The sequence below is a fragment of the Aminobacter sp. DSM 101952 genome, from assembly GCF_001424795.1.
GTDB classification, from domain to species: Bacteria; Pseudomonadota; Alphaproteobacteria; order Rhizobiales; family Rhizobiaceae; genus Aminobacter; species Aminobacter aganoensis.
The window spans coordinates 192,739-217,149 of the sequence record NZ_LMCL01000002.1 but is presented as its reverse complement, the minus strand read 5'-3'; the positions used below and the strand labels follow the sequence as shown (position 1 = coordinate 217,149).

General features: G+C 63.9%; 22 protein-coding genes, 2 pseudogenes and 1 riboswitch. Of the genes and pseudogenes, 15 read left to right on the top strand and 9 right to left on the bottom strand.

The annotated features are described in order from the left end of the window. The 9 genes and pseudogenes from ASC75_RS04540 to gcvP all read left to right on the top strand — a co-directional run. Positions 1 to 291 (top strand): annotated as a pseudogene (locus ASC75_RS04540) (S-(hydroxymethyl)glutathione dehydrogenase); the annotation flags it as partial. A 111-nt stretch (positions 292 to 402) separates the two neighbouring features. Beyond that, positions 403 to 867 carry a GNAT family N-acetyltransferase gene (locus tag ASC75_RS04535; protein ID WP_055970935.1) on the top strand — a complete coding sequence of 155 codons (465 nt, stop codon included), beginning with the start codon at positions 403 to 405 and terminating at the stop codon, positions 865 to 867. Between the two features lie 24 nt (positions 868 to 891). Next, the gene (locus ASC75_RS04530; RefSeq protein WP_055970933.1) at positions 892 to 1,374 is read left to right on the top strand and encodes a YaiI/YqxD family protein; all 483 of its coding nucleotides are present in this window, start codon (positions 892 to 894) and stop codon (positions 1,372 to 1,374) included. Next, positions 1,371 to 2,027, top strand: coding sequence for a DUF1345 domain-containing protein (locus ASC75_RS04525; RefSeq protein WP_055970931.1), 657 nt, complete (start codon positions 1,371 to 1,373; stop codon positions 2,025 to 2,027). The genes ASC75_RS04530 and ASC75_RS04525 overlap by 4 nt, the downstream gene beginning before the upstream one ends. Before the next feature lie 114 nt (positions 2,028 to 2,141). After that, positions 2,142 to 3,017 carry a cytochrome b/b6 domain-containing protein gene (locus tag ASC75_RS04520; protein ID WP_055970929.1) on the top strand — a complete coding sequence of 292 codons (876 nt, stop codon included), beginning with the start codon at positions 2,142 to 2,144 and terminating at the stop codon, positions 3,015 to 3,017. Position 3,018: 1 nt separating this feature from the next. After that, positions 3,019 to 3,810, top strand: coding sequence for a molybdopterin-binding protein (locus tag ASC75_RS04515; protein WP_055970927.1), 792 nt, complete (start codon positions 3,019 to 3,021; stop codon positions 3,808 to 3,810). Positions 3,811 to 3,948: 138 nt separating this feature from the next. Then, a riboswitch (glycine riboswitch) is annotated at positions 3,949 to 4,035 on the top strand. 149 nt (positions 4,036 to 4,184) lie between these two features. Then, positions 4,185 to 5,285: a glycine cleavage system aminomethyltransferase GcvT gene (gene gcvT / locus ASC75_RS04510; RefSeq protein WP_055970925.1), complete on the top strand. Its 1,101-nt coding sequence runs from the start codon at positions 4,185 to 4,187 to the stop codon at positions 5,283 to 5,285. A gap of 5 nt (positions 5,286 to 5,290) precedes the next feature. Next, positions 5,291 to 5,659 (top strand): glycine cleavage system protein GcvH, encoded by a 369-nt coding sequence (gcvH, locus tag ASC75_RS04505; protein ID WP_055970923.1) that lies wholly within the window; start codon positions 5,291 to 5,293, stop codon positions 5,657 to 5,659. 14 nt (positions 5,660 to 5,673) lie between these two features. Further along, a complete protein-coding gene (gene gcvP, locus ASC75_RS04500; RefSeq protein ID WP_055970922.1) occupies positions 5,674 to 8,484 on the top strand; it encodes an aminomethyl-transferring glycine dehydrogenase in 2,811 nt (936 codons plus the stop codon). 93 nt (positions 8,485 to 8,577) lie between these two features. Here the strand turns inward: gcvP and ASC75_RS04495 are convergent, their stop codons facing one another. After that, positions 8,578 to 9,753, bottom strand: a complete 1,176-nt coding sequence (locus ASC75_RS04495) for a diguanylate cyclase (protein WP_055970920.1) — start codon at positions 9,751 to 9,753, stop codon at positions 8,578 to 8,580. Positions 9,754 to 10,005: 252 nt separating this feature from the next. Between ASC75_RS04495 and parE the strand changes: the two genes are divergently transcribed. Beyond that, entirely contained in the window at positions 10,006 to 12,066 is a 2,061-nt protein-coding gene (parE, locus tag ASC75_RS04490) for a DNA topoisomerase IV subunit B (RefSeq protein WP_055970918.1), read from the top strand. 13 nt (positions 12,067 to 12,079) lie between these two features. Here the strand turns inward: parE and ASC75_RS04485 are convergent, their stop codons facing one another. Beyond that, entirely contained in the window at positions 12,080 to 13,201 is a 1,122-nt protein-coding gene (locus tag ASC75_RS04485) for a DUF2336 domain-containing protein (protein ID WP_055970916.1), read from the bottom strand. Positions 13,202 to 13,351: 150 nt separating this feature from the next. Between ASC75_RS04485 and ASC75_RS04480 the strand changes: the two genes are divergently transcribed. Then, entirely contained in the window at positions 13,352 to 13,804 is a 453-nt protein-coding gene (locus tag ASC75_RS04480; protein ID WP_055970914.1) for a MaoC family dehydratase, read from the top strand. Further along, positions 13,804 to 14,682: a CoA ester lyase gene (locus ASC75_RS04475; RefSeq protein WP_055970913.1), complete on the top strand. Its 879-nt coding sequence runs from the start codon at positions 13,804 to 13,806 to the stop codon at positions 14,680 to 14,682. The genes ASC75_RS04480 and ASC75_RS04475 overlap by 1 nt, the downstream gene beginning before the upstream one ends. On the opposite strand, the gene ASC75_RS04470 is transcribed toward ASC75_RS04475, so the two are convergent. Next, entirely contained in the window at positions 14,679 to 15,284 is a 606-nt protein-coding gene (locus ASC75_RS04470; RefSeq protein ID WP_055970911.1) for a flavin reductase family protein, read from the bottom strand. The two genes, ASC75_RS04475 and ASC75_RS04470, sit on opposite strands and share 4 nt — an antisense overlap. A gap of 5 nt (positions 15,285 to 15,289) precedes the next feature. Further along, the gene (locus ASC75_RS04465; protein WP_055970909.1) at positions 15,290 to 15,874 is read right to left on the bottom strand and encodes a nitroreductase; all 585 of its coding nucleotides are present in this window, start codon (positions 15,872 to 15,874) and stop codon (positions 15,290 to 15,292) included. 136 nt (positions 15,875 to 16,010) lie between these two features. On the opposite strand from ASC75_RS04465, the gene ASC75_RS04460 reads away from it, so the two are divergent. After that, positions 16,011 to 16,979, top strand: a complete 969-nt coding sequence (locus tag ASC75_RS04460) for a hypothetical protein (protein WP_055970907.1) — start codon at positions 16,011 to 16,013, stop codon at positions 16,977 to 16,979. Positions 16,980 to 17,069: 90 nt separating this feature from the next. Here the strand turns inward: ASC75_RS04460 and thrS are convergent, their stop codons facing one another. From thrS to yidD, 4 genes and pseudogenes are all read right to left on the bottom strand, one after another. Next, entirely contained in the window at positions 17,070 to 19,046 is a 1,977-nt protein-coding gene (thrS, locus tag ASC75_RS04455) for a threonine--tRNA ligase (protein ID WP_055970905.1), read from the bottom strand. 148 nt (positions 19,047 to 19,194) lie between these two features. Next, a pseudogene (gene blaOXA, locus ASC75_RS04450) lies at positions 19,195 to 19,926 on the bottom strand (class D beta-lactamase); the annotation flags it as partial. Between the two features lie 139 nt (positions 19,927 to 20,065). Further along, the gene (locus ASC75_RS04445) at positions 20,066 to 21,172 is read right to left on the bottom strand and encodes a D-alanyl-D-alanine carboxypeptidase (RefSeq protein ID WP_055970903.1); all 1,107 of its coding nucleotides are present in this window, start codon (positions 21,170 to 21,172) and stop codon (positions 20,066 to 20,068) included. Between the two features lie 255 nt (positions 21,173 to 21,427). Then, positions 21,428 to 21,802 (bottom strand): membrane protein insertion efficiency factor YidD, encoded by a 375-nt coding sequence (gene yidD / locus ASC75_RS04440; protein ID WP_055970901.1) that lies wholly within the window; start codon positions 21,800 to 21,802, stop codon positions 21,428 to 21,430. 347 nt (positions 21,803 to 22,149) lie between these two features. Here yidD and ASC75_RS04435 point away from each other — a divergent pair, with 347 nt between their 5' ends. Then, positions 22,150 to 23,064, top strand: coding sequence for a LysR substrate-binding domain-containing protein (locus ASC75_RS04435; protein WP_055970899.1), 915 nt, complete (start codon positions 22,150 to 22,152; stop codon positions 23,062 to 23,064). Here ASC75_RS04435 and ASC75_RS04430 read toward each other — a convergent pair. Beyond that, complete coding sequence (locus tag ASC75_RS04430; protein WP_055970897.1) at positions 23,061 to 23,501, bottom strand: iron-sulfur cluster assembly scaffold protein; 441 nt, start codon at positions 23,499 to 23,501, stop codon at positions 23,061 to 23,063. The genes ASC75_RS04435 and ASC75_RS04430 overlap by 4 nt on opposite strands. Before the next feature lie 237 nt (positions 23,502 to 23,738). On the opposite strand from ASC75_RS04430, the gene folE reads away from it, so the two are divergent. Continuing rightward, positions 23,739 to 24,374: a GTP cyclohydrolase I FolE gene (folE, locus tag ASC75_RS04425; protein ID WP_055970896.1), complete on the top strand. Its 636-nt coding sequence runs from the start codon at positions 23,739 to 23,741 to the stop codon at positions 24,372 to 24,374. Positions 24,375 to 24,411: the final 37 nt, after the last annotated feature.

Here is a 24,411-nt window from a genome sequence, read left to right as displayed (position 1 = left end):
ATGCGCCAGGCGCTGGAAGCCAGCCATCGCGGCTGGGGCCAGTCGATCGTCATCGGCGTTGCGGGCGCCGGCCAGGAGATTTCGACGCGGCCGTTCCAGCTGGTCACAGGCCGGACCTGGAAAGGCACCGCCTTCGGCGGCGCGCGCGGCCGCACCGACGTGCCGAAGATCGTCGACTGGTACATGGAGGGCAAGATCCAGATCGACCCGATGATCACGCATACGCTCAAGCTCGAAGACATCAACAAGGGTTTTGACCTGATGCATGCCGGCGAGAGCATCAGAAGCGTCNAAGATCCAGATCGACCCGATGATCACGCATACGCTCAAGCTCGAAGACATCAACAAGGGTTTTGACCTGATGCATGCCGGCGAGAGCATCAGAAGCGTGGTCGTCTACTGATGAGCGCAGTCGCATATGAGGTCGACGTCAGGGGCCTGGACGACCTGTCCCCTGGCGATCTCTATGCGATGCTGAAAATGCGCATCGACGTCTTTGTCGTCGAGCAGAAATGCGCGTTCCCGGAGCTGGACGGCAAGGACCCCGAGGCTCTGCACCTCAGGCTGCTTGCCGGCAAGGAATTGCTGGCAAGCACCCGGATCATCGGGCCCTCCGGCACCGACGGCCCGGCCTATATCGGCCGGGTCGTGGTGTCGCCCGGCCACCGCGGCAAACGGCTTGGCGACAAGCTGATGGCCGAATCCATCGCCGCCTGCGAACGGCTGTTCCCCAGCCGCCCGATCGCGCTGTCGGCGCAGAGCCATCTCGAAAAATTCTATGCGTCCTTTGGCTTCGAGACCGTGTCGGAGGAATATCTGGAAGACGATATCCCCCATATCGACATGCTCCGGCCCTTGCCTGCCTGAGCCTTGCGCATGCAAGGTGCAGCGATGGACAACAAGCCTATCATCTACGTCGACGCCGACGCCTGCCCGGTCAAGGACGAGGTGGTGAAGGTCGCCGAACGCCTCGATCTCATCGTCACCTTCGTCTCCAATGGCGGCCTTAGGCCGTCGCGCGATCCAATGATCCGCAACGTGGTGGTCTCCAAGGGAGCGGATGCCGCCGACGACTGGATCGTCGAAAACAGCCGCGCCAACGACATCGTCGTCACCGCCGACATTCCGCTGGCAGCCAGGGCGGTCGCGCTGGGCGCCCATGTGCTGGGGCCGACCGGCAAGCCCTTCACCCCCGAGACCATCGGCATGGCGGTCGCCATGCGCGACCTCAAGCAACATCTGCGCGAGACCGGCGAGAGCAAGGGCTACAACGCATCCTTTGCACCGCAGGACCGCTCGCGCTTCCTTGGAGCGCTGGACCAGATGGCGCGCCGGGCCGTAAAAGTGGCAGCAACGGGTGGCGCACCGGCATGAAGCCGTTCGGCCGCCACTTCATCTTTCTCGCCAGCGCAGGCATTGGCCTGGTCGCGCTTGTCGCGGCACTGCTGTTTCACCATCCTCTCAGCTACAGCATCGCCGCCAACGCCTTCTTCGCCTGCTACATCTTCCTGGTGCTGCGCGAGATGCCGAGGCTGACCGCGGACTTCCTCAGCCGGCGCGCCCAGCAGGCCGACGAGCCGATCTGGATCATCTTCCTGGTGACGATCGGCATCGTGGTGGTTGCCGTCGGCTCGCTGTTCATCCTGATCAACGCGAAACAGGTACCCCACGCCTATTGGCTCGCCTTTTCGCTGCTGTCGCTGCCACTCGGCTGGCTGACAATCCACGCCATGGCGGCACTTCACTACGCCCGTCTGTACTGGAAAGGCGACAGCAAGGCAGACGCCACCTCGACGCGCAGCCGCAAGCCCGTCGGCGGATTGATCTTTCCCGGCACGGAACGCCCCTGCGGCTGGGACTTCCTCTACTTCGCCGTGGTCATCGGCATGACGGCGCAGACAGCAGACACCAACATCTCCTCGACGCACATGCGCCAGGCAGCGCTGGTCCATTCGATCCTGTCGTTCTTCTTCAACACCATCATCGTCGCTGCCGCAGTCAATCTCGTGGTTTCGCTCGCCAGCTGATTTCACGCCGATGTCATCGTCACCGCGAAACCCTTCCCTTGCCGCATCCGTAATTCGACCAAGGTATGCGCTCGGCGGGCAGTCTCCCGTTGCGCCCGACGGAGGTCAGCTACGATGGAAAGCCATGTTCTCAAGGCACATGACGGCGAGCCGGCGAATGCGGCGACTGGAACGCTCGTCTACCGGCAAACGTGGTGGACGCGCTTCACCCACTGGATCTGGGCGCTGTCGCTGTTCTTCCTGCTGCTCAGCGGATTGCAGATCTTCAACGCCCACCCGGCGCTCTACATCGGCAAGCAATCGGGCTTCCAGTTCGACAATGACCTCCTGGTCATTGGGTCCGACTATAATTCGAATGGACCAATAGGTTACACCGAATTCCTCGGCAAAAAATTCAACACCACCGGTATCCTCGGCCTTTCCGGCCCTGCCGACAATCTCGATGCCCGCGCGTTTCCCGCATGGGCGACAATTCCTTCCGGCCAGGACCTTGCGACTGGCCGCATCGTCCATTTCTTCTTTGCCTGGGCCCTGTCGGGAACACTGCTGGCATGGTTTGCCGCGAGCCTGCTCAACGGCCACCTGCGCCGCGACCTCGTGCCTCGCGTCGATGACATCAGGCGCTTGCCCAGGGACATCGCCGACCACGCCAGGTTGAAGTTCCACCACAGCCGCGACTACAACACGCTGCAGAAGCTCGCCTATGGCGGCGTGCTGTTCGTGCTTTTGCCGCCGATGGTCGTGACCGGCCTTGCCATGTCGCCAAGCATGAACGCGGCCCTTCCATTCCTCGCCGACCTGCTTGGCGGTCGGCAGACGGCGCGAACGATACATTTCGTTGCGATGGTGCTTCTGGTCGCGTTCTTCATCGTCCACATGCTGATGATCCTGGCGGCAGGCCCGATCAACGAACTGCGCTCGATCGTCACCGGGTGGTACCGCACGGATCCGCCCAATGGCGACAACGGTTCCCACAATGGGAGTGCGTGACATGCCGAAATTCCAACTCAACCGCCGGCGCTTTCTGACCGCGGCATCGCTCGGCATCTCGGGAATGGCACTGTCCGGCTGCGATGCATTCGACTTCCTGCAGGACCGCGACAACGGCGTGCGCAACGTGCTCGAAGGCGCCAACGGACTGACCTATCGCGCGCAGAGGCTGCTCGCGGGCCGCGCTTCGCTTGCCCAGGAGTTCTCCGAGGCGGACATTCGCCAGCCGCAGCGGCCCAACGGCGTGACTGCACCCGACGACGACACCTACAAGGGCCTGCTGTCGAATCAGTTCGCCGACTGGCGGCTCGACGTGGCCGGGCTCGTCGAAAAGCCGCTGTCGCTGTCGCGAGAGCAACTGATGGCGATGCCTTCGCGCACCCAGATCACCCGGCATGACTGCGTCGAGGGCTGGAGTTGCATCGCCAAATGGACCGGCGTGCAGATGGGGCTGGTGCTCGACGCCGCCGTGGTGAAGCCGAATGCCCGCTACGCGGTTTTCCACTGCCTGGACACGATCGAGCGCAGCCTGTCCGGCGAGGTCAAATATTATGGATCGATCGACCTGGTCGACGCGCGGCACCCGCAGACGATCCTGGCCTACGGCATGAACGGCAAGGCTTTGCCGGTCGAGAACGGCGCGCCGCTGCGCGTCAGGGTCGAACGCCAGCTCGGCTACAAGATGCCGAAATACGTGCACAGGATCGAGTTGGTCGACGGTCTCGGCGCGATGGGCCTGGGCAAGGGCGGCTATTGGGAAGACCGAGGCTACGACTGGTATGGCGGCATCTGACGACAGTGACAGCAATTGCGTTCACTACCCGGAAGTATTGGATGGGACTATCCGGCCGTGTGAATAAGCACTGCGCTCCTAGGTGACAAAGAGTCGTCGTTGGGATATTGACGAGTCGTCTGGGGCCTTTGCGGGCTCCACCTGTTTGCGGGAGAGAGCAGCGAAAGCTGACGCCGAAGGGGAAATCGCCCGAAATCTCTCAGGCAAAAGAACCGTAAACGGGAAGGACACTCTGGAAAGTCGGGGCCGAAAACCCCGCGCCGAAGGTGTAAGCGCTGCCGACAGAGTTCCGGAGCGCGAGTCTCTCAGGCTTCAGACAGAGGGGCACGGAATGGCCGCCGCAGCGGCTGGACACGTGCGACTCTGGAGAAGACATGACGGGCGACAACACCCACAACCTACCGCTTGCAGACCTGCATTCCGCCGCTGGCGCGCGCTTTGGTGCCTTTGCCGGCTGGAACATGCCGCTGACCTATCCCGCCGGCGTGATGAAGGAGCACCTTCACACCCGCGAGCATGTCGGCCTGTTCGACATTTCCCACATGAAGCTGTTCGTGGTCAGCGGCCCCGGTGCCGCCGACCTGCTCAACCGTGCCTGCCCGCTCGACTCCAAGGCGCTCGAGCTTCGCCAGTCGAAGTACACCTTCTTCCTGACCGAGGCGGCTGGCATCATCGATGACCTGATCATCACCCGGCTCGGCGACGAGCGCTTCATGGTGGTGGCCAATGCCGGCAACGCCGCGACCGACGAAGCGCATCTGCGCGACCTAGCCAAGGGCTTCGATGCCACGGTCGAGCCGCTCGACCGTGTCTTCATCGCCATCCAGGGCCCGGAAGCGGCCGAGGTGCTGGCAAAGGCAGGCATTGTCACTGACGGGCTGTTCTTCATGCAGGGCCTCGAACCCCGCGCCAACTGGTTCATGAGCCGCTCGGGCTATACCGGGGAAGACGGTTTCGAGATCGGCCTGCCCGAGGCGGACGCCCGCGAACTGCTGGGCAAGCTGCTCGGCGACGAACGCGTCATGTGGATCGGCCTGGCCGCACGCGACAGCCTGCGGCTCGAAGCCGGCCTCTGCCTGCACGGCAACGACATAACGCCCGAGACCGACCCGGCAGGCGCTGGCCTGATGTGGGCCATCCCCAAGGATCTGCGCACCGAAGGCACGTTCATCGGACGCGCGGCACTCGCCAAGATCCTCGCCGACGGAGCTGTGGAAAAGCGTGTCGGGCTGAAGCCCGAAGGCCGCCAGCCGGTGCGTTCGGGCACGCAACTCTTTGACGCCGACGGCAATCCGGCCGGTCGCGTCACGTCGGGCGGCTTCGGTCCCTCGGCCGGCTTCCCGGTCGCCATGGGCTATGTCCCGGCATCGCTTTCCAAGGCCGGCACCCGCGTCTTCGCCGATGTTCGCGGCACCAGGGTGCCTGTCGACGTCCATTCCCTTCCCTTCACGCAGCATCGCTATCGCAAAGGATAATTTCCATGACCAAGACCTATTACACAGAAGACCACGAGTGGCTGCGCGTCGAGGGCGACATCGCAACGGTCGGCATCACCGACTACGCGCAGGAACAGCTTGGCGACCTCGTCTTCGTCGAACTGCCTGAAGCCGGACGCAAGCTCGCCAAGGGCGACGTCGCCGTCGTCGTCGAATCCGTCAAGGCGGCTTCGGACGTCTATGCGCCGCTCGACGGCGAGATCACCGACGCCAACGCAGCCCTTTCGTCCGACCCGGCACTCGTCAACTCCGCCGCCACCGGCGAAGGCTGGCTGTGGAAGATGAAGATCGCCAATGCGGGCCAACTCGAAGGCCTGATGGATGAAGCGGGCTACAAAGCCCATATCGGTTGACAGGATTGCCTGAGATGACCACTGCACCATACCCCTTTTCGGCCCGTCACATCGGGCCCGGCGCGGCCGAAACCCGCGCCATGCTTGCCTCCATCGGCGTGCCCTCGGTGGAAACGCTGATCTCCCAGGCGGTTCCGAAGTCGATCCGGCTGGATCGTCCGCTGGCGCTGCCGGCGCCTGCGAGCGAACATGAAGCGCTTGCCGAACTCGGCGAGAAGATGGGCCGCAACAAGGTGCTGAAGAGCTTCATCGGCGCCGGCTACCACGGCGTCAACGTGCCGCCGGTCATCCAGCGCAACCTGTTCGAGAACCCGGCCTGGTACACCGCCTACACGCCCTACCAGGCCGAGATCAGCCAAGGCCGCCTGGAACTTCTGTTCCACTTCCAGACGCTCGTCGCCGAACTGACGGGCCTGCCCGTCGCTTCCGCATCGCTGCTGGACGAGGCGACCGCCGTCGCCGAGGCCGTCGGCATTGCGCTGCGTCATCATCGCGACAAGCGCAGCCGTGTCGCCCTCGCCGGCGCAACGCATCCGCAGACGCTGGACGTCGTGCGCACCCGCGCCGAGCCCATCGGCACCGAGATCGACGGCGCGACCATCGACGACAACACCGCGGCACTGATCGTTTCCTGGCCCGACACCAACGGTGTCTATGGCGACCACAAAGCCGCGATCGAGAAGGCCAAGGCCGCCGGCGCGATCGTCATCTTCGTCTCCGACCCGCTCAGCCTGACCGTCACCGATGCGCCTGCCAGCCTCGGTGCCGACATCGCCGTCGGCTCGATGCAACGCTACGGCGTCCCGATGGGCTTTGGTGGTCCGCACGCCGCCTATTGCGCTGTCTCCGACAAGCTGACCCGCCTGATGCCAGGCCGCCTCGTCGGCCAGTCGGTCGACAGCAAGGGCCGCCCCGGTTACCGGCTCGCTCTGCAGACCCGCGAGCAGCACATCCGCCGCGACAAGGCGACGTCGAACATCTGCACGGCGCAGGCTCTGCTCGCCAACATGGCGGCGTCCTTCGCCATCTGGCACGGCCCGTCCGGCCTGCAGGCGATCTCGGAGCACATCCACGCACTGGCTAGCCGTCTGGCCGATGGCCTTAAGGCTGCCGGCGTCGCCGTGCTCGGCGACAAGCGCTTCGACACCGTCACCGTCGAAGCCAAGGGCAAGGCCGAGGCGATCGCCGCCGACGGCGAGAAAGTCGGCCGGCTGCTGCGGGTCATCGACGCCGACCATGTCTCGATCGCCTTCGACGAAACCTCCACCGCGGCCGACCTCGAAGCGATTGCCGCGCTGTTCGGTGCCAAGGTGCCGGCGGAGGCCAAGCGCGCCCTGCCCGGCAAGCCGCGCGGCAAGGAGTTTCTGACCCAGCCGGTGTTCCACCAGAACCGCTCGGAAACGGACATGATGCGCTTCCTGCGCCGGCTCGCCGACAAGGACCTGGCGCTCGACCGCGCCATGATCCCGCTCGGCTCCTGCACGATGAAGCTCAACGCTGCCGCCGAGATGATGCCGGTGAGCTGGCCGTCGGTCGCCAACCTGCATCCGTTCGCACCGACGAGCCATTCGCTCGGATATCGCGCCATGACCGACGACCTCGAGGCATGGCTGTGCGAAATCACCGGGTTCGACGCGGTCAGCCTGCAGCCGAACGCCGGCAGCCAGGGTGAATATGCCGGCCTTCTGGCGATCCGTCGCTATCACCACTCGCGTGGCGAGACGCAGCGCAACATCTGCCTGATCCCGTCCTCGGCGCATGGCACCAACCCGGCAAGTGCGGCCATGGCCGGCATGGAAGTGGTGGTCGTGCACTGCCTCGACGACGGCGACATCGATGTCACCGACCTCAAGGTCAAGGCCGAGCAGCACGCCGACAAGCTTGCGGCGCTGATGTTCACCTACCCCTCGACGCACGGCGTGTTCGAGGAAGGCGCGCGCGACATCTGCGAGATCGTGCACACGCATGGCGGCCAGGTCTATTTCGATGGCGCCAACCTCAACGCCATGGTCGGGCTTGCCCGCCCGGCCGACATCGGCGCCGACGTCTGCCACATGAACCTGCACAAGACCTTCTGCATCCCGCATGGCGGCGGCGGCCCCGGCATCGGGCCGATCGGCGTCAAGGCGCACCTGGCACCCTTCGTGCCCGGCCACGTCGATGCAGGCACAAGCCATGCAGTTTCGGCTGCGCCCTTCGGCAGTGCCTCGATCCTGCCGATCACCTGGATGTACATCCGGATGATGGGTGGTTCGGGCCTGAAGCAGGCGACGGAGACGGCGATCCTGAACGCCAACTACATCGTCACCAAGCTCGAAGCGCACTATCCGGTGCTGTTCAAGGGCCGCAACGGGCGCGTGGCGCATGAGTGCATCCTCGACACCCGCGTGCTGAAGGAGCGCGCCGGCATCTCGGTCGAGGACATCGCCAAGCGCCTGATCGACTACGGCTTCCACGCACCGACCATGTCGTGGCCGGTCTCGGGCACGCTGATGGTCGAGCCGACCGAATCCGAGCCGAAGCACGAGATCGATCGTTTCTGCGAGGCAATGATCGCGATCGCTGCCGAGGCGGCCAAGGTCGAAAAGGGCGTGTGGCCGAAGGACGACAATCCGCTGGCCAATGCACCGCACACGGCGACCGAGACGCTTGCCGGCGAGTGGAAGCATCCCTACTCGCGCCTTGAGGCGGCCTATCCGGGCGGCGACCCCGACACCGCAGCCAAGTACTGGCCGCCGGTGTCGCGCATCGACAACGTGGCGGGCGACCGCAACCTGGTCTGCGCCTGCCCGCCGCTGTCGGAATATCTCGGCGCCGCCGAGTAAGCAGGCCCGAAACCAGATGAGACGGCCGGACATCTGTCCGGCCGTTTGCTTTTGCGGCGATGGCGCTATCTGCAGCCGTGCCGGATGACGAGTTTAGGCAAACAGCCGTGCAGGCTCATAGGTTGTCGCGCCACCCGTGGTGTCTGCCGTGACCGCCCGGTTTCGGCCGGAACGCTTGGCAGCGTAAAGCGCCGCGTCCGCCGCGAGCAGCATTTCATCGAGCGACGTCACTGCTTCATCGCCGAAACAGACGCCGACGCTGACGGTACTGCGCAGTGGCCCGAGCTTGGTGGCGACGATCTCGGCTCCAAAGGCGGCGCCGATTGCGCGCAATATCTCGTGCGCCTCATCGGGAGCGACGCCCGACATGACGACGGCGAATTCCTCGCCGCCCAGCCGAAAGCACTCGACACCTTCCTGGGCGTGGCTCCTGACGACATCGGCGAAGCGTTGCAGGACCGTATCGCCCGCGGCGTGGCCGAAGACGTCGTTGGTGCGCTTGAAATGGTCGAAATCGAACATGGCCAGCGCCATCGAAGGTCCGAACCGAGTGTCACGATGAAACATCGTCAAGGCCCTGCGGTTCAGCAAGCCGGTCAGGGGGTCGGTCAGCGTCTGCACGGTCAGCTGGCGCTGGGTGCGCAGGTGATGCAGCGAAATGGTCAGCGCCCCAAGTGCCGTCATGCAGGCAACGACGACGGCAGTGTTCAGGTCTTCGGCCCAGTTCTTGGGAACGGTGCCCAGCGACCACTGCCCCTCCAGGACCAGGACCAAGGCGCAGAGCGTGAAGGAGACGGCAGCGCTGCCAGCGAGCAAGGTGACGGCGGCCAGGATACGCCGATCATATTCGCCGGCGGCCCAGAACATCGCCGTTATCACCACCAGCAGCGCCGTAACCGTCGAATAGGCGAGGACGAAACCCAGACCGTCATAGCCGGCGGCGGTTGCCGCCGTGATCACCACCACCGCCGCAAGGACTGGCCCTGCTGCCATCCTGTGCCAACCGCGCTCGAGATACTGGGCCGTCGAGCACAGGATGACGAAGAAACCGGCAACCAGCAGTGCCAGGGTCACCTGACCAAGCCATGGCGAGGCGTTGCGGCCATATTGCCAAAAGCCGATGACATGGACGACAAGAAGTAGTATCCCCACCGCCATCGTGAAGACGAAACGCGCTTGGCGCGCCGTCAGCCAGATGGCGAGCAGCGTTCCGCTCAGACAGGCGCCGGACAGAGCCGTTGCGAGCAAAAGGGAACCGAAGTCAAGCACGAGGCCCCCGCCTTGTTGATTGTCCGATTGTTTGGGAAGCACTTATGGACTTAGCGGTCGCCCAGCAACCGCCAAAGGCCAGATCGTCGCCACTCATCAACCGGTGATTTCGGTTTGCGTTTACGAATAGTTGCACGGTTGTGTCGCGTTTGACAACATGACGCACGAACATAACCGGAACTTCTATTGCGCCGACGGCAAAACTGGCACACTTGGCAAACTGATTCGCAGCATCGGAAAACCGTATTGAGCATGGACGATAGCAACGATCTTTTCGGCAGCCTCGACAAGCAGCCGCCCCGCCCCGTTTCGCGTCCGGCGGACCCGCTGGTGCAGGCGGCAGTGGCCAAGCGCCCTGCTCCGGCGGCCAAGGACGGCAGCGAGGGCTACAGTGCAGCCGACATCGAGGTGCTCGAAGGCCTGGAGCCGGTGCGCCGGCGCCCCGGCATGTATATCGGCGGCACCGACGAGAAGGCGCTCCACCACCTCTTCGCCGAAGTCATCGACAACTCGATGGACGAGGCCGTGGCCGGGCATGCCACCTTCATCGAGGTCGAGCTTGACGCCGAAGGTTTCCTGACCGTCACCGACAACGGCCGCGGCATTCCCGTCGATCCGCACCCGAAATTCAAGAACAAGTCGGCGCTCGAAGTCATCATGACGACGCTGCATGCCGGCGGCAAGTTCGACTCCAAGGTCTACGAGACCTCGGGCGGCCTGCATGGCGTCGGCGTTTCGGTGGTCAACGCCTTGTCGGACCTGCTCGAGGTCGAGGTAGCGCGCGGCCGCCAGCTCTATCGCCAGCGCTTTTCACGCGGCGTGCCGCAAGGCGGGCTCGAAAGCCTGGGCGACGTGCACAACCGGCGCGGCACCAAGGTGCGCTTCCACCCCGATCCCGACATCTTCGGCAAGGGCGCGCATTTCGAACCGGCCCGCATCTACAAGATGGCGCGTTCGAAGGCCTATCTGTTCGGCGGCGTCGAGATCCGCTGGAGCTGCGACCCGACGCTGCTGAAGGAAAAGGACGAAACCCCGGCGAAAGCGGTGTTCCATTTCCCTGGCGGCCTCGGCGACTATCTCAAGGCCTCGCTTGGCGACGAGATGCAGGTCACCCGCGAAATCTTCTCGGGCAAGAGCGACAAGCAGAGCGGCCACGGCTCGATCGAGTGGGCTGTCACCTGGTTCGGCGGCGATGGCTTCATCAACTCCTATTGCAACACCATCCCGACCGGCGATGGCGGCACCCACGAGATGGGCTTCCGCAACGTCCTGACGCGCGGCCTGCGCGCCTATGCCGACCTCGTCGGCAACAAGCGTGCAGCGATCGTCACTTCCGAGGACGTGATGATCTCGGCTGCCGGCATGCTGTCGGTGTTCATCCGCGAACCGGAATTCGTCGGCCAGACCAAGGACAAGCTGGCAACGGTCGAGGCCATGCGAATCGTCGAGACAGCGATCCGCGATCCGTTCGATCACTGGCTCGCCGACAACCCGCAGGAAGCCTCCAAGCTGCTCGACTGGGTGATCGCGCGCGCCGACGAGCGCGTGCGCCGACGCCAGGAAAAGGAAGTGTCGCGCAAAAGCGCAGTGCGCAAGCTGCGCCTGCCAGGCAAGCTGGCTGACTGTACGCAGAACGCCGCCGCAGGTGCCGAACTGTTCATCGTCGAGGGTGACTCGGCAGGTGGCTCGGCCAAGCAGGCGCGCGACCGAAAGATGCAGGCGATCCTGCCGCTGCGGGGCAAGATCCTCAACGTCGCCAGCGCTGGCAACGACAAGCTGGCGTCGAACCAGCTGATCGGCGACCTGATCCAGGCACTGGGTTGCGGCACGCGCTCGAAATACCGTGAAGAAGACCTGCGCTACGACCGCGTCATCATCATGACCGACGCCGACGTCGACGGTGCCCACATCGCCTCGCTGCTCATTACCTTCTTCTTCCAGGAGATGCCGCAGCTCGTTCGCGGCGGTCACCTCTATATGGCGGTGCCGCCGCTCTACTCGATCCGCCAGGGCGGCAAGGTGGCCTATGCCCGCGACGACGCCCACAAGGAAGAATTGCTGCGCACCGAGTTCAGCGGACGTGGCAAGGTCGAGATCGGCCGCTTCAAGGGCCTTGGCGAGATGATGGCAAGCCAGCTCAAGGAAACGACGATGGACCCGTCGAAGCGCACGCTGCTGCGCGTCGAGGTCCTCGACGATGCCGACGAGACCAAGAGCGCGGTCGATGCGCTGATGGGCACCAAGCCGGAGTTGCGCTTCCGCTTCATCCAGGATCGTGCCGAATTCGCGGCGGCGGACGCCCTCGACATCTGAGGCAAGCGGCGGCTCAGGCCGCCGCGATTGCCAGCGCGTGGCCGCGTGCATTCTCGCGCAGCGCGTCGAGATGGATCGACTTGACCAATCCGGCCAATTCGCCTTCGGCGGCTTGGCCGCCGAGTTCCTTCAGCATCAGCCAGCTGACCTCCTGTGCACCGGCGACGCGGCGTCCATTGGCCACCTCGCGCCAGATCTTCAGGGCCCGCAGGATGATTGCATGCGTCGCATCGGCAAGACCTGCCGAGCGGAACAGGGCCGTCAGCGCCACGTCCTGGCCGGCAGAGAGAAGCGCCCTCACCCGTGGTTCGTCGCGACCGGTCAGCACGACCAGGGCAGCGCCGAAGAAGTCGACCTTGCCGTGGGCGAGGATGCGGATGATGAAGCTTGCCGTGAGATCCCCACGCAGACGAAGATGCTCGACGAGTGCCGCGTGTTCCTGGGCGCGAGTGCCTTCGATGAGCGTCATCGAAGCCTTCACGCAGGCGTCGCGCGTCACGCGCTCGGCACGGGCAGCACCCATCAGTGCCAGGACGAAAGGCGAGGCCTTCAGCGCTTCGCCGAGCTTGACCAGAAGCAGATGCCGGCAATCGGAAGGCAGCCGCTGGTCGGCCACCAGTGCCTCGCGCACACGCGCGTCGCTGCCGAAGCGCTCGGCGATCCGGCGGAAGCTCAGCGAAGCGATGTCGGCGCCATAATTCTGCAGCAACGTGACGCAGGCCTCGGCCTCGCCCACCTCGGCGATGGCGGCCGAGAGCGACATGGAGACGGCAGGCCGGTCGGCGATAAGTACCTGTATGGCGCACGAGCCCGCGGCGACACGGTCGATCAGGTCGGCGTCCGTCAAGAGCGGCGAGCGCGCCAGAACCAAAGCTGCGACGTCGGGCTGGTCGGATGCAAGAGCGGCGATGACCTGCAGCGGCGCATGAGCGCTCATCGACAGCGCCTCTGCCAGCGACTGACGCACCTTCGACGAGGGATCGTCTAGCAACAGCGTCAGCGCCGCCTCTGCGGCGCAGCGGTCCTCGAACGGCATTTCGCGGTTGACGTAGGCATTGGCCAAGGCGGCTGCGGCGGCTGCGCGCTCGCCCACCTTGGCGGTGTCGATCCATCTCAGGAAATGCGAGACCACCATTCGCTTTTCTTCGCCCCCGGCCAGCCGTGCCAAACCCCTGCCACGACCCTAGGAACAAAAGGTTTACGAACCGTTCACCATATCCGTTAACCCGCTTGCCGCCTGCCGTGGCAGCGCCTATCAAAACCGGTGCAACAGGAGGAAATGCGGATGGCCGGTCTTTATCTTGAGGAGTTCGTCGTCGGCCAGGTGATCCGGCACCAGCTCACCAAGACCGTCACAGAGAGCGACAACATGATGTTTTCGACGATGACGCTGAACCCGCAGCCACTGCACATCGATTTCGATTTCGCCGCCAAGAGCGAATGGGGCCAGCCGCTGGTCAATTCACTGTTCACGCTCGGCCTGATGATCGGCATTTCGGTGCACGACACCACGCTGGGCACCACCATCGGCAATCTCGGCATGACCGAGACCACCTTCCCTCACCCCGTCTTCCATGGCGACACCATCCGCGTCGAGACCGAGATCCTTTCGGTGCGCGAATCGAAGTCGAAGACCGATCGCGGCATCGTCGAATTCCTGCATTGCGCCTATAATCAGCATGGCACGCTGGTCGCCAAATGCCAGCGCCAGGCGATGATGAAGAAGAAGGCCGCCTGATGCGTTCGCTGCTGTTCGTTCCCGGAGATTCGGAAAAGAAGCTCGAACGCGGCTTCTCGTCGGGCGCCGACGTCGTCATCGTCGATCTCGAGGATTCGGTGGCACCCGACAACAAGGGCCATGCGCGCGGCGTCGCCGCCGATTTCATCGCCAGCAAGAAACTTGCGACACGCGCCTCGATCTACGTCCGCGTCAACGATCTTTCGACCGGAATGACCGACGACGACCTGCGCGCGATCGTCCCCATCGCACCCGACGGCATCATGCTGCCGAAGTCGAATTCCGGCGCCGACGTCCAGCATCTTTCGACCAAGCTCAGGGTGCACGAGGCCGAGAACGGCCTGCCTGACGGCGCGATCCGCATCATCCCGATCATCACCGAAACCGCCGCCGGCACCCTCGCAACCGCCAGCTATGCTGGCGCCAGCGCGCGCGTTGCCGGCCTGACCTGGGGCGCGGAAGATCTATCGGCGGCAATCGGGGCGCGTGCCACGCGCGACGGCGAGGGCCGCTACACCGACGTGTTCAGGCTCGCGCGTGCCTTGACCGTTCTCGCCGCCTCGGCAGCCGAGGTCGCCGCCATCGATACGGTGTTCGTCAACTTCCGCGACCACGAGGGCCTTCGCACCGAATGCCTGGAGGCCGAGCGCGACGGTTTCACTGCCAAGATGGCCATCCACCCCGACCAGGTCGCCATCATCAACGAGGCCTTCACGCCGGCGAAGGAAGCCGTCGAGCATGCGCAAGCGGTGGTCGCCGCGTTCAGGGAGGCCGGCAATCCTGGTGTCGTCGGCATTGGCGGCCAGATGTACGACCGGCCGCATCTGCGCCGCGCCGAGCGCCTGCTTGCACGGGCCGAGGTCGCCTTTGGGACTTAGTCCTCCCAGCGCGGGCGGCGCATCGCAAAGACTTCACTGACGCTGGAATAGTCCATGTAGCCGAGGCGTGAGACATTGCCGGACTTGACGACGTCGAACAGGCCGTCGGTCAGGAATGCCTCGTCGATGTGCACGCCGACGACCTCGCCGACGATGACGAATATGTCGGTCTGGTTTCCATCCAGTCCCTTCGGGCGAAAGATCTCCGTGACCTTGCATTCCAGCGCTGCCGGTGCCTCGGCAACACGCGGCGGCGCGACCAGCCGCGACGGTGCAGCCGTCAGCCCGGCATAGCCGAACTCGCTCGTGCCCCTGGGGGCATTGACCGAGCTCCGGTTCATCTTCTCGGCGAGGTCGCGCCCGACGACATTGGCCACGAACTCGTGGGTCTCGGCGGCAAAGGTTGCGCTGTCCTTCGGCCCCTCGGAGGAAAACCAGACCAGCGGCGGCTTGCCCGTCAGCGCGTTGAAGAAGGAATAGGGCGCAAGGTTCAGCGCGCCGTCCTTGCCGATGGTCGAGATCCAGCCGATCGGCCTGGGCGAAACGAGCGCCTTGAACGGATCGTGCGGCAGGCCGTGGCCTTGCGAAGGCTCGTAGAACATCGTTCCTAGCCCTCCCAGGGGCCAGTGTAGTCGCTGTGGAGCTTCGCCACATCAGGCCGCGGCCGCTCAATGGCCGTGCCTTCGTAGCTGCCGATATGAATGAAGCCGACAACCCGCTCATGCGGCGCCAGACCAAGCAGGGCGCGAGCCTCCTCGACATCGGAGTACCAGTTGGTGATCATGTTGGTGCCATAGCCGAGCGCGTTGGCTGCGGTCATCAGGTTCATCGCCGCCATGCCGCCGGACAGGAACATCTCCCATTGCGGGATCTTCGGATTGTCCTTGGGGCTCGAAACGACGCCGATGACCAGCGGCGCGCGTGAAAAGCGGGCGAGTTCCTGGTTGCGCCGTCCCTCCGGCAGCGGCCCTTCGCGGCGCTCTGCCAGTTCAGCCAGCTTCTTGCCGATCTCGATGCGCGCATCGCCGCGATAGAGGATGAAGCGCCAGGGCTCGAGACGGCCGTGGTCGGGCACGCGCGTTGCTGCCCGCAGCATCGTCTTGATCTCGCTGTCGGAAGGCGCCGGCGCGCGCAGTTCCGGGATCGGCGCGGAATTGCGGGTCAGCAAAAAGTCGATGATCGGCGATGGCACGGCGCGGGTACTCCTCGGTTTTGGGCTGAAGCACCGGCAGGAATGGCGGCTGCTTTGGCGGCGGCGCATCGCTGGTCGGAATCCATGGCGCCCGAATAGCCTTGAAATTGCCACCGCCTTGGGCTTCAAACAAGGGATGTCTAGGGGACGCTTCCGCTTTTTCGCACCGATTCTGGGTGCCGCACTGTTTGCAGTGCCGTCTTTTGCCGCTTTTGCCCAGGACGGCGCCGCAGCGATCGATGGCTTGAGCCTTCCCGGCATTTCAAGTTTCGCCGCGCCGCGCGGCGACGAATCCCTGGCAACCAGCGCGTTCGGCGAAATCACCCTGACCGCGCAGCTCACCGACAAGGGCGGCGACATCGGCCGCGGATTGGTCTGGCGTGTGTTCCGTCCCGAAGCTGGCCCGGATGGCAAGCTGCCGCTGGTGGCCTCCGCCCAGGGCGGCACCAGCATGTTCCAGCTGCCGCCCGGCAGCTATCTCGTCCATGCCTCCTATGGCCGCGCCGGCGCCACCAAGCGCATCACGGTCGGCAAGGAAGGCAAGCGCGAGAGCCTGGTGCTCGATGCTGGCGGACTCAAGCTCGACGCCGTGCTTTCGGGCGGCGTGCGCATTCCGCCGGCCAAGCTCAAGTTCTCGATCTATGAAGCGGACGAGGGCAGCGACGGCGAGCGCGCGCTGATCATTCCCGATGTCGAACCCAATTCGGTGGTGCGGCTCAATTCAGGCACCTACCACGTCGTCTCGACCTATGGCGCGGTCAATGCGGTGATCCGGTCGGACATCCGCGTCGAGGCAGGCAAGCTGACCGAGGCAACGGTCGAACATCGCGCTGCCGACCTGACGTTCAAGCTTGTGCGCGAAGCCGGCGGCGAAGCCATCGCCGACACGTCATGGTCGGTGCTGACCGAATCCGGCGACCCGTTGCGCGAGGCTGTCGGCGCTTTTGCCTCGATGGTCCTGTCGGAGGGCGACTACACCATCATCGCCAAGAACCGCGACCGCATCTACCAGCGCGACTTTACCGTCGTTGCCGGCCGCAACCAGGACGTCGAGGTCATCGCCTCCGAAGCGGCGGCAATCGACCCCAATGAAGGCGCCGACTGACGGGCGTAGTGACGCCATCCAAATTTTCTTGAACCCAGACAAAAAAGGGGCGGCATTGATGCCGCCCCTTTTTTACATCCATTTGGCCGCTCAACCCTGTGCTGCGCGACGGCGGTCCGGTGTCGTCGCTTCGTCGCGCAGGGCGGCGATCGCATCGTCGAGGCCCATCGACTGCTGGTCGCGCGAACCGAGGCGGCGGACATTGACGCTTGCCTCTTCTGCCTCGCGCTTGCCGCAGACGAGAATGACCGGAACCTTGGCCAGCGAATGCTCGCGGACCTTGTAGTTGATCTTCTCGTTGCGCAGGTCAGCCTCGGCCGAAAGGCCGGCAGCCTTGAGCTTCGCCACCACCTCGCGGGCATAGTCGTCGGCATCCGACGTGATCGTCGCCACCACCACCTGCTGCGGCGCGAACCACAGCGGGAAATGGCCCGAATAGTTCTCGATCAGGATGCCGAGGAAGCGCTCCATCGAGCCGCAGATGGCGCGATGGATCATGACCGGCTGCTTCTTCTCGGAGTCCGAGCCGATGTAGAAGGCGCCGAAACGCTCCGGCAGGTTGAAGTCGACCTGGGTCGTGCCGCACTGCCATTCGCGGCCGATGGCATCCTTCAGCACATATTCGAACTTGGGACCGTAGAACGCGCCCTCGCCCGGATTGATCGACGTCTTGATCTTGCCACCCGACTGCGCCTCGATGGTCTTGAGCACATTGCTCATGATCTCTTCAGCGTGGTCCCAGGCCTCATCCGAACCGACGCGCTTGTCGGGCCTGGTCGACAGCTTCACCGAAATCTCGTCGAAGCCGAAGTCGGCATAGGTCGTCAGGATCAGGTCGTTGATGCGCAGGCATTCTGCCGCGAGTTGCTCTTCGGTGCAGAAGATGTGCGCATCGTCCTGGGTAAAGCCGCGCACGCGCATTAGCCCGTGCAGTGCACCGGATGGCTCGTAGCGATGAACGTTGCCGAATTCGGCAAGTTTTACCGGCAGATCGCGGTACGACTTCAAGCCATGCTTGAAGATCTGCACGTGGCCCGGACAGTTCATCGGCTTGAGCGCGAAGACGCGGTCGTCGTCGGTGTCGTCGCCGGCAACGGTGACCTTGAACATCGCGTCGCGATACCAGCCCCAGTGACCGGACGTCTCCCACAGGCTCTTGTCGAGCACCTGCGGAGCGTTGACCTCCTGATAGCCTTGCGTGTCCAGCCTGCGGCGCATGTAGCTGACGAGGTTCTGGAACATCTTCCAGCCCTTGGCGTGCCAGAACACGACGCCAGGCCCCTCTTCCTGGAAATGGAACAGGTCCATCTCGCGGCCGAGGCGGCGATGGTCACGCTTCTCGGCCTCTTCCAACATGTGGATGTAGCCGTCGAGTTGGGCCTGGTCGGCCCAGGCGGTACCGTAGATGCGCGTCAGCATCGGGTTGTTGCTGTCGCCGCGCCAATAGGCACCGGCAACCTTCATCAGCTTGAAGGCGCTGCCGATCTGGCCGGTCGAAGCCATATGCGGCCCCCGGCAGAGGTCGAACCAGTCGCCCTGGGCGTAGATATTGAGGTTCTGGTCCTCGGGGATCGCATCGATCAGCTCGAGCTTGTAGGCCTCGCCCTTGTCGCGGAACACCTGCTTGGCCTTGTCGCGCGACCAGACCTGCTTGGTGAAAGGCTTGTTGCGGCCGATGATCTCGCGCATCTTCTTTTCGATCGCCGGGAAATCCTCGGGCGTGAAAGGCTCGTTGCGAGCGAAGTCATAATAGAAGCCGTTGTCGATGACGGGGCCGATGGTCACCTGGGTCCCAGGCCACAATTCCTGCACCGCTTCGGCGAGCACGTGGGCCGCGTCGTGACGTATCAGTTCCAGCGCGCGCGGATCATCGCGGGTGACGATCTCGACCTTACCGGACTTGCCGAGCGGGTCGGACAGGTCGCGCACGGTGCCGTCGATGGCATAGGCCACGGCTTTCTTGGCAAGCGACTTCGAGATCGACTCGGCCAGGCCAGCACCGGTCAGCGCCGCGTCGTATTCGCGAACGGAACCATCGGGAAATGTCAGGGAAACGGAATTCGACAAAGCTCTTCTCCTATCCAGTCCCGCAAACGAGCGCGGGTGGGCAAAAACACCGGATGCGTCCGGCAACGAGCGACCTTTTAGGGGGAGAATGGGCTGTCGTAAAGCCGGGCAGCACTGCCCTGCCGCGCCCCGCAACTATGACGGCGCGTTAGTCGGCCGGCTCCACCAACTCGGGAAGACTTGCCAGGAAACTGTCGCGCACCTTGGGGCCGAGGAACACCGGGCTCTTGCCATCATTGACGAAAAGCCTGGCGAAGACGATGCGGCGGCCACCCTTCTCGGCCCAGCCGACAAACCAGCCGAGGGGCCTGCTGCGGTCGATCTTGCCCGACTTGCCAGTCAGCCAGCCGGTACCGGTCTTGCCCTTGACCTGCCAGTCGCCCGCCTGGAAAGGCGGCAACACGGCCATCGTGAGATCGATGGAGCGCGTTGAAACCGGCAGGCTGCGCTCAAGGATGCGACGGATGAAGCCGACCTGCTCATCGGGCGAGATCTTCAACGAGGAACTCAGCCAGCTATGCGTAAGCCCATCCTTCTTGCCGGGATTGCCCGAGATGTCGCCGTTGCCATAGGCGAAGCCACCGACATAGCCGGCAAACCGCTTGCTACCGAGCTTGCGCGTCATCTCACGGGAGAACCACAGGACCGAGTCCCGCTCCCATATCGTCGGGTCGACCGCCTTGTGGTCGCGCTTCACCGCATCGAACTCGGGCCGGTAGTCCCAGCGTGGCGAATGCGCATCGGCGAGAATGCCGGCATCGTACCCCATCAGCGCCAGCGGCACCTTGAACGTGGATGCCGGGCTTACCCGGCGGTCGCAGGTGCCGTCGCGACGCAACACGGCACCGTTGCCCGCATCGACGATGAGGGTGCATTCGAGGATCGGTCTCGGGACGACCAGTTCGGTCGCAGAGGACGCAGGCATCAAAGCCAGCAAGGCAAGAAGTGTGGTTGCGCCTAGGGCAAGATGACGGATCGCAAAGGACACGTGTGATGTTCCCAATTGCACGGCCCTATGCTCAGGGCGATTCCGCGGCAATGCAGTCAAGTCTCTTGCGCTGAATCACAGCGCATGCCCGCTTCGCTGTGGCCTCATCGTCAAAACCTTCGAAACGTGCCCGATAGAGTGTCTTGCCGTTGCGAATTGTAGGCTCGATCTGCGCTGAAGCACCGGCATGAACGGAGCGGACAGATTTCGTGACCTTGTCCAGCAATGCCCGAGCAGCCTCCTGGCCCGGCAAGGCAGCGATCTGAATGTGCCATCCCGTCAGTGCAGACGCGGGGAAGCCGCCATCGCCCTGTTCGATCATGGAATCATCCATGGCAACTTCCATCGGCGGTCGTGGCGTCGGAACAGGCACCGCAAGCGCCACCAAAGGCGTGGGGGCGGTGACGCCCTTCTGCCGGCTGAAGCGCGTCAACAGCGCCGCCATCTGCTCGTCGCGCTTGCGCGCCGTCTTGCCGCCGAGCACCACGCCGATGAGGCGGTGGCCATTTAACGTGGCGGAGCTCGCGATGTTGTAGCCTGCCGCACTGGTATATCCCGTCTTGATCCCGTCCACGCCGTCATGTCGGTACATGAGGTTGTTGTGGCCCTTGCGACGCTTTCCGCGAAATACAAGGGATGGTTGCGAGAACAGACTATATTCCTTGGGAAATTCTCGCTGAAGCGCCAGACCGAGCACAGCCATGTCTCGTGCCGTCGTCGTCTGCCTGAGCCCGTCAGTCAGCCCGGACGGGTTGGTAAAGACGGTGTGCTTCATCCCGAGCCGCCTGCCCTGTCGCGTCATCAAACGACCGAAGGCAGCTTCCGATCCGGCCAGACGCTCGCCTATGGCGGCGGCTGCATCGTTGGCGGAGACAACGATCATGCCGTCCACTGCTTCACGCACGCTGATCGTGTCGCCGGGCTTCACCCATAACTTGGTGGGAATTTTCATGGAAGCATGGCGGGACATCACGATCTGATCATCCCACCGCAGCCGGCCATCACGGATCGCCTCGAACGTTATGTAGAGCGTCATCATCTTGGCCAGTGAGGCAGGCGGCTGGATACGGCTACCGCCTTGCTCCGCCAAAACCACACCACGGTCCGCATCGAGCACGACCCAAGAGGTTTCGGCCATCGTCGCACCGGGTGCCCAGCATGACGACGGCGACCGCGAACAGAGCACCAAAAAAAGTGCGGACACCCCGCGCTGCACGCAAAGCCTGCATCAAGCCCTCTCGAACAAAAATCGCTTTCGGAAAAGCGGGTGCAGCTGAAATGGAACCTTGGGCCTGGGACCAGGCGGGCGCAGAATGCTTACATTTCGCTTAACAAATAATGAGTGAAATTTTAACGATTGCCCGGCTGGCGGGATAATACAGCCCGCATCGTTCTATCCACGGTCGCACGTTCGACCGACCTCTCGATACCGCCAGGGCGTGAACCAGCGATAGCGTGGCGCCAGTTCCTCCGGCACGCGGTCGATGCCGTGCGTGCCCCACGGCCCGCAGCGCGACACCCTGACAAGACCCATCCAGCCGCCGGCCCACAGGCCATGGCGGGCAATCGCCTCGTGCGCGTATTCCGAGCAGGTCGGCAGGTGCCGGCACGAATTGCCGATGAAACCCGAAAGTGTGAGCTGATAGAGCCGTACCAGGGTCGTGCCGAACACACGCCCCGGCGTCTTGCGCCAGGGACCGGGCCAATTGCGGCCCCGTGCCGCCAGTTTGGGATGGCTATGGTCGTGGCCGCCGCTCACCGCCTGCATCGCTCCGGGTTGTCCATCCGCCATAGATGTCAATTCCGACATGCAGACGCAATGTCCGGCGCATAGGACCGCCCAGTTGCGGCGCCGTGTCACGCAAGCCAGCTGAGTTTCGCCGGTCGGTGGGGGCACCGATGCTGCGGGACATCGAGCTGCTGCCGAGCGGCGCCGCAGCGTCCTGTGAAGCGAGGGGAATGGTCGGCCTGGAAAGTCGCGATGCGGAACATTTCCGCATAAGCGTTGAAGAGCGTCGGCATGGTCTTGCCTCCTTGATGGGAGGATTTGACCGCCTCTGGTCGTTTCCTTCAAACGAGTATAACGTCCACCATGGATAACTTGAGATTATGCGAATGAAGCGCGGGCGGTTGCCGCTGACAGCATTGAGAAGCTTCGAGGCAGCCGGACGGCACCTGAGCTTCAGCCGCGCGGCGGAAGAGCTGTTTGTCACCCAGGCCGCCATCAGCCGCCAGATACGCGAACTGGAAACATTCCTGCAGCAGCCGCTCTTCGTGCGCTATCACCGCCGCGTCGAGTTGACCGAGCCGGGCCAGAACCTGCTGCAGCAGCTCATCAAGAGTTTCGACGACATCGACCAGCGGCTTGCCGAGCTGGCGACCAGACCGTTGCTTTCAGTGGTCAGCGTCAGCGTCGAACCGGCATTGGCCGCCAGCTGGCTGGTGCCGAGGCTCAACAGGTTCCGCGAATTGCGGTCCGATATCGACATCGCGCTCGATGTCGATCCACGGCTGATCGACTTCCGCAGCGGCCAGGCTGAACTCGCCTTGCGTTTCAGCGCGCACAACACGTCATGGCCGCGCTGCGAGGCGGAGCTGCTGGGGCCGGTCACCGATTCGCCGGTGCTGTCGCCGACGCTGCTGGCGTCCGGTCCGCCGCTGGAGTGTCCGGCCGATCTGCGCCGCTATACGCTGCTGCATGAAGAAAACCGCCAGGGGTGGGCCCGCTGGTTCGAAGCCGCCGGCGCCATTGAAGCGCCGGTCCCGGAACGAGGACCGCTCCTGGCCGACGCCGCCTTGTCGAAACAGGCGGCGATGCTGGGCCACGGCGTGGCCCTTGGCGACCTCTTGCTGGTGCGCGAGGAACTCCAGGCGGGAACGCTGGTCAAGCCGTTCGAGGCAAACGTCGTGTGCGGCGGCTACTGGCTGGTGGCCAAGAACCTTCACAAGCTGTCGGAACCAGCGACAGCCTTCGCCGACTGGATCAGGGCCGAATTCGCCGAAAGCCTGCGCCTCCTGGAGGACCTTTAGGCCGCGGCCTGCTTGCGCTCGATCTGGCCGATGGCATCGACCACGGCATCGAAGGTCAGCATGGTCGAGGCATGGCGCGCCTTGTAGTCGCGCACCGGCTCCAGATATTTGAGGTCATCGAAGCGGCCTTCGGGCGGCGTGCCGCCTTCCTTGAGCATGCGCAGCATGGCCTCGCGCACGGCGCGAAGCTCGACGGCGCTGGCGCCGACGACGTGCTCGGCCATGATCGACGACGACGCCTGGCCCAGCGCACAAGCCTTCACTTCATGGGCGAAATCGGTGACGACGCCGTCCTCCATCGTGAGATCGATGGTGACTGTCGAGCCGCACAGCTTGGAATGCGCAGTGGCAGACGCATCAGGGTGATCGAGGCGCCCGAGCCGGCCGATGTTGCCGGCAAAGCCAAGAATTTTCGTGTTGTAGATGTCGTCGATCAACTTTTTTCACTCTGAGTGCGTGTTATGAGCAACTCTTGTCGCTGTCGCATCTTTCAATCGTCGTCTCCACCTATATATAATGGTGGCGCTCGCCTCCCGGCAAGGCAACAGGACTGACATCGGGAGGATGGGTGGAAATGAGCAGCTTTAGGTACGGCACTCAATCGGTGGTCCCTGAAGTGGCTGTGTCCGTTCAACTCGTCCCTGCTCAGACAGGGACTACTGGAGACGCCTGAGATGGATGCCGTTGCCAAGAAGCTGATGCCGCAATCAGCCTATATGGAAAAGCCTGCAACCGACCGGCCGACCGAGGCCGAGGTCGAGGCTGCAGTGAGTGTTCTTTTGCGCTGGACGGGCGACAATCCCGCGCGCGAAGGCCTGATCGACACGCCGAAGCGCGTGACCAAGGCTTTCCGCGAGATGTTCAACGGCTACGACATGTGCCCGGCCGAAGAGCTCGGCCGCACCTTCGAGGAAGTGGCCGGATATGACGACCTCGTCATCGTTCGCGACATCAAGTTCCATTCGCATTGCGAACACCACATGGTGCCGATCATCGGCAAGGCCCATGTCGGCTACCTGCCGGACGGCAAGGTTGTCGGCCTGTCCAAGATCGCACGTGTCGTCGACATCTTCGCCCACCGGCTGCAGACCCAGGAAGCGATGACGGCGCAGATTGCCGGTGTCATCCAGGACGTGCTAAATCCGCGCGGCGTCGCCGTGATGATCGAGGCCGAGCACATGTGCATGGCCATGCGCGGCATCCGCAAGCAAGGGTCGTCGACCCTGACCTCCACCTTCACCGGCGTTTTCCGGGACACCCCCGAAGAACAGGTCCGGTTTGTCACCATGATACGAGCCGGCGGGCTCTAATCTTCCCTCGCCGGTTCCCGAAACCCAGGATCCGGCG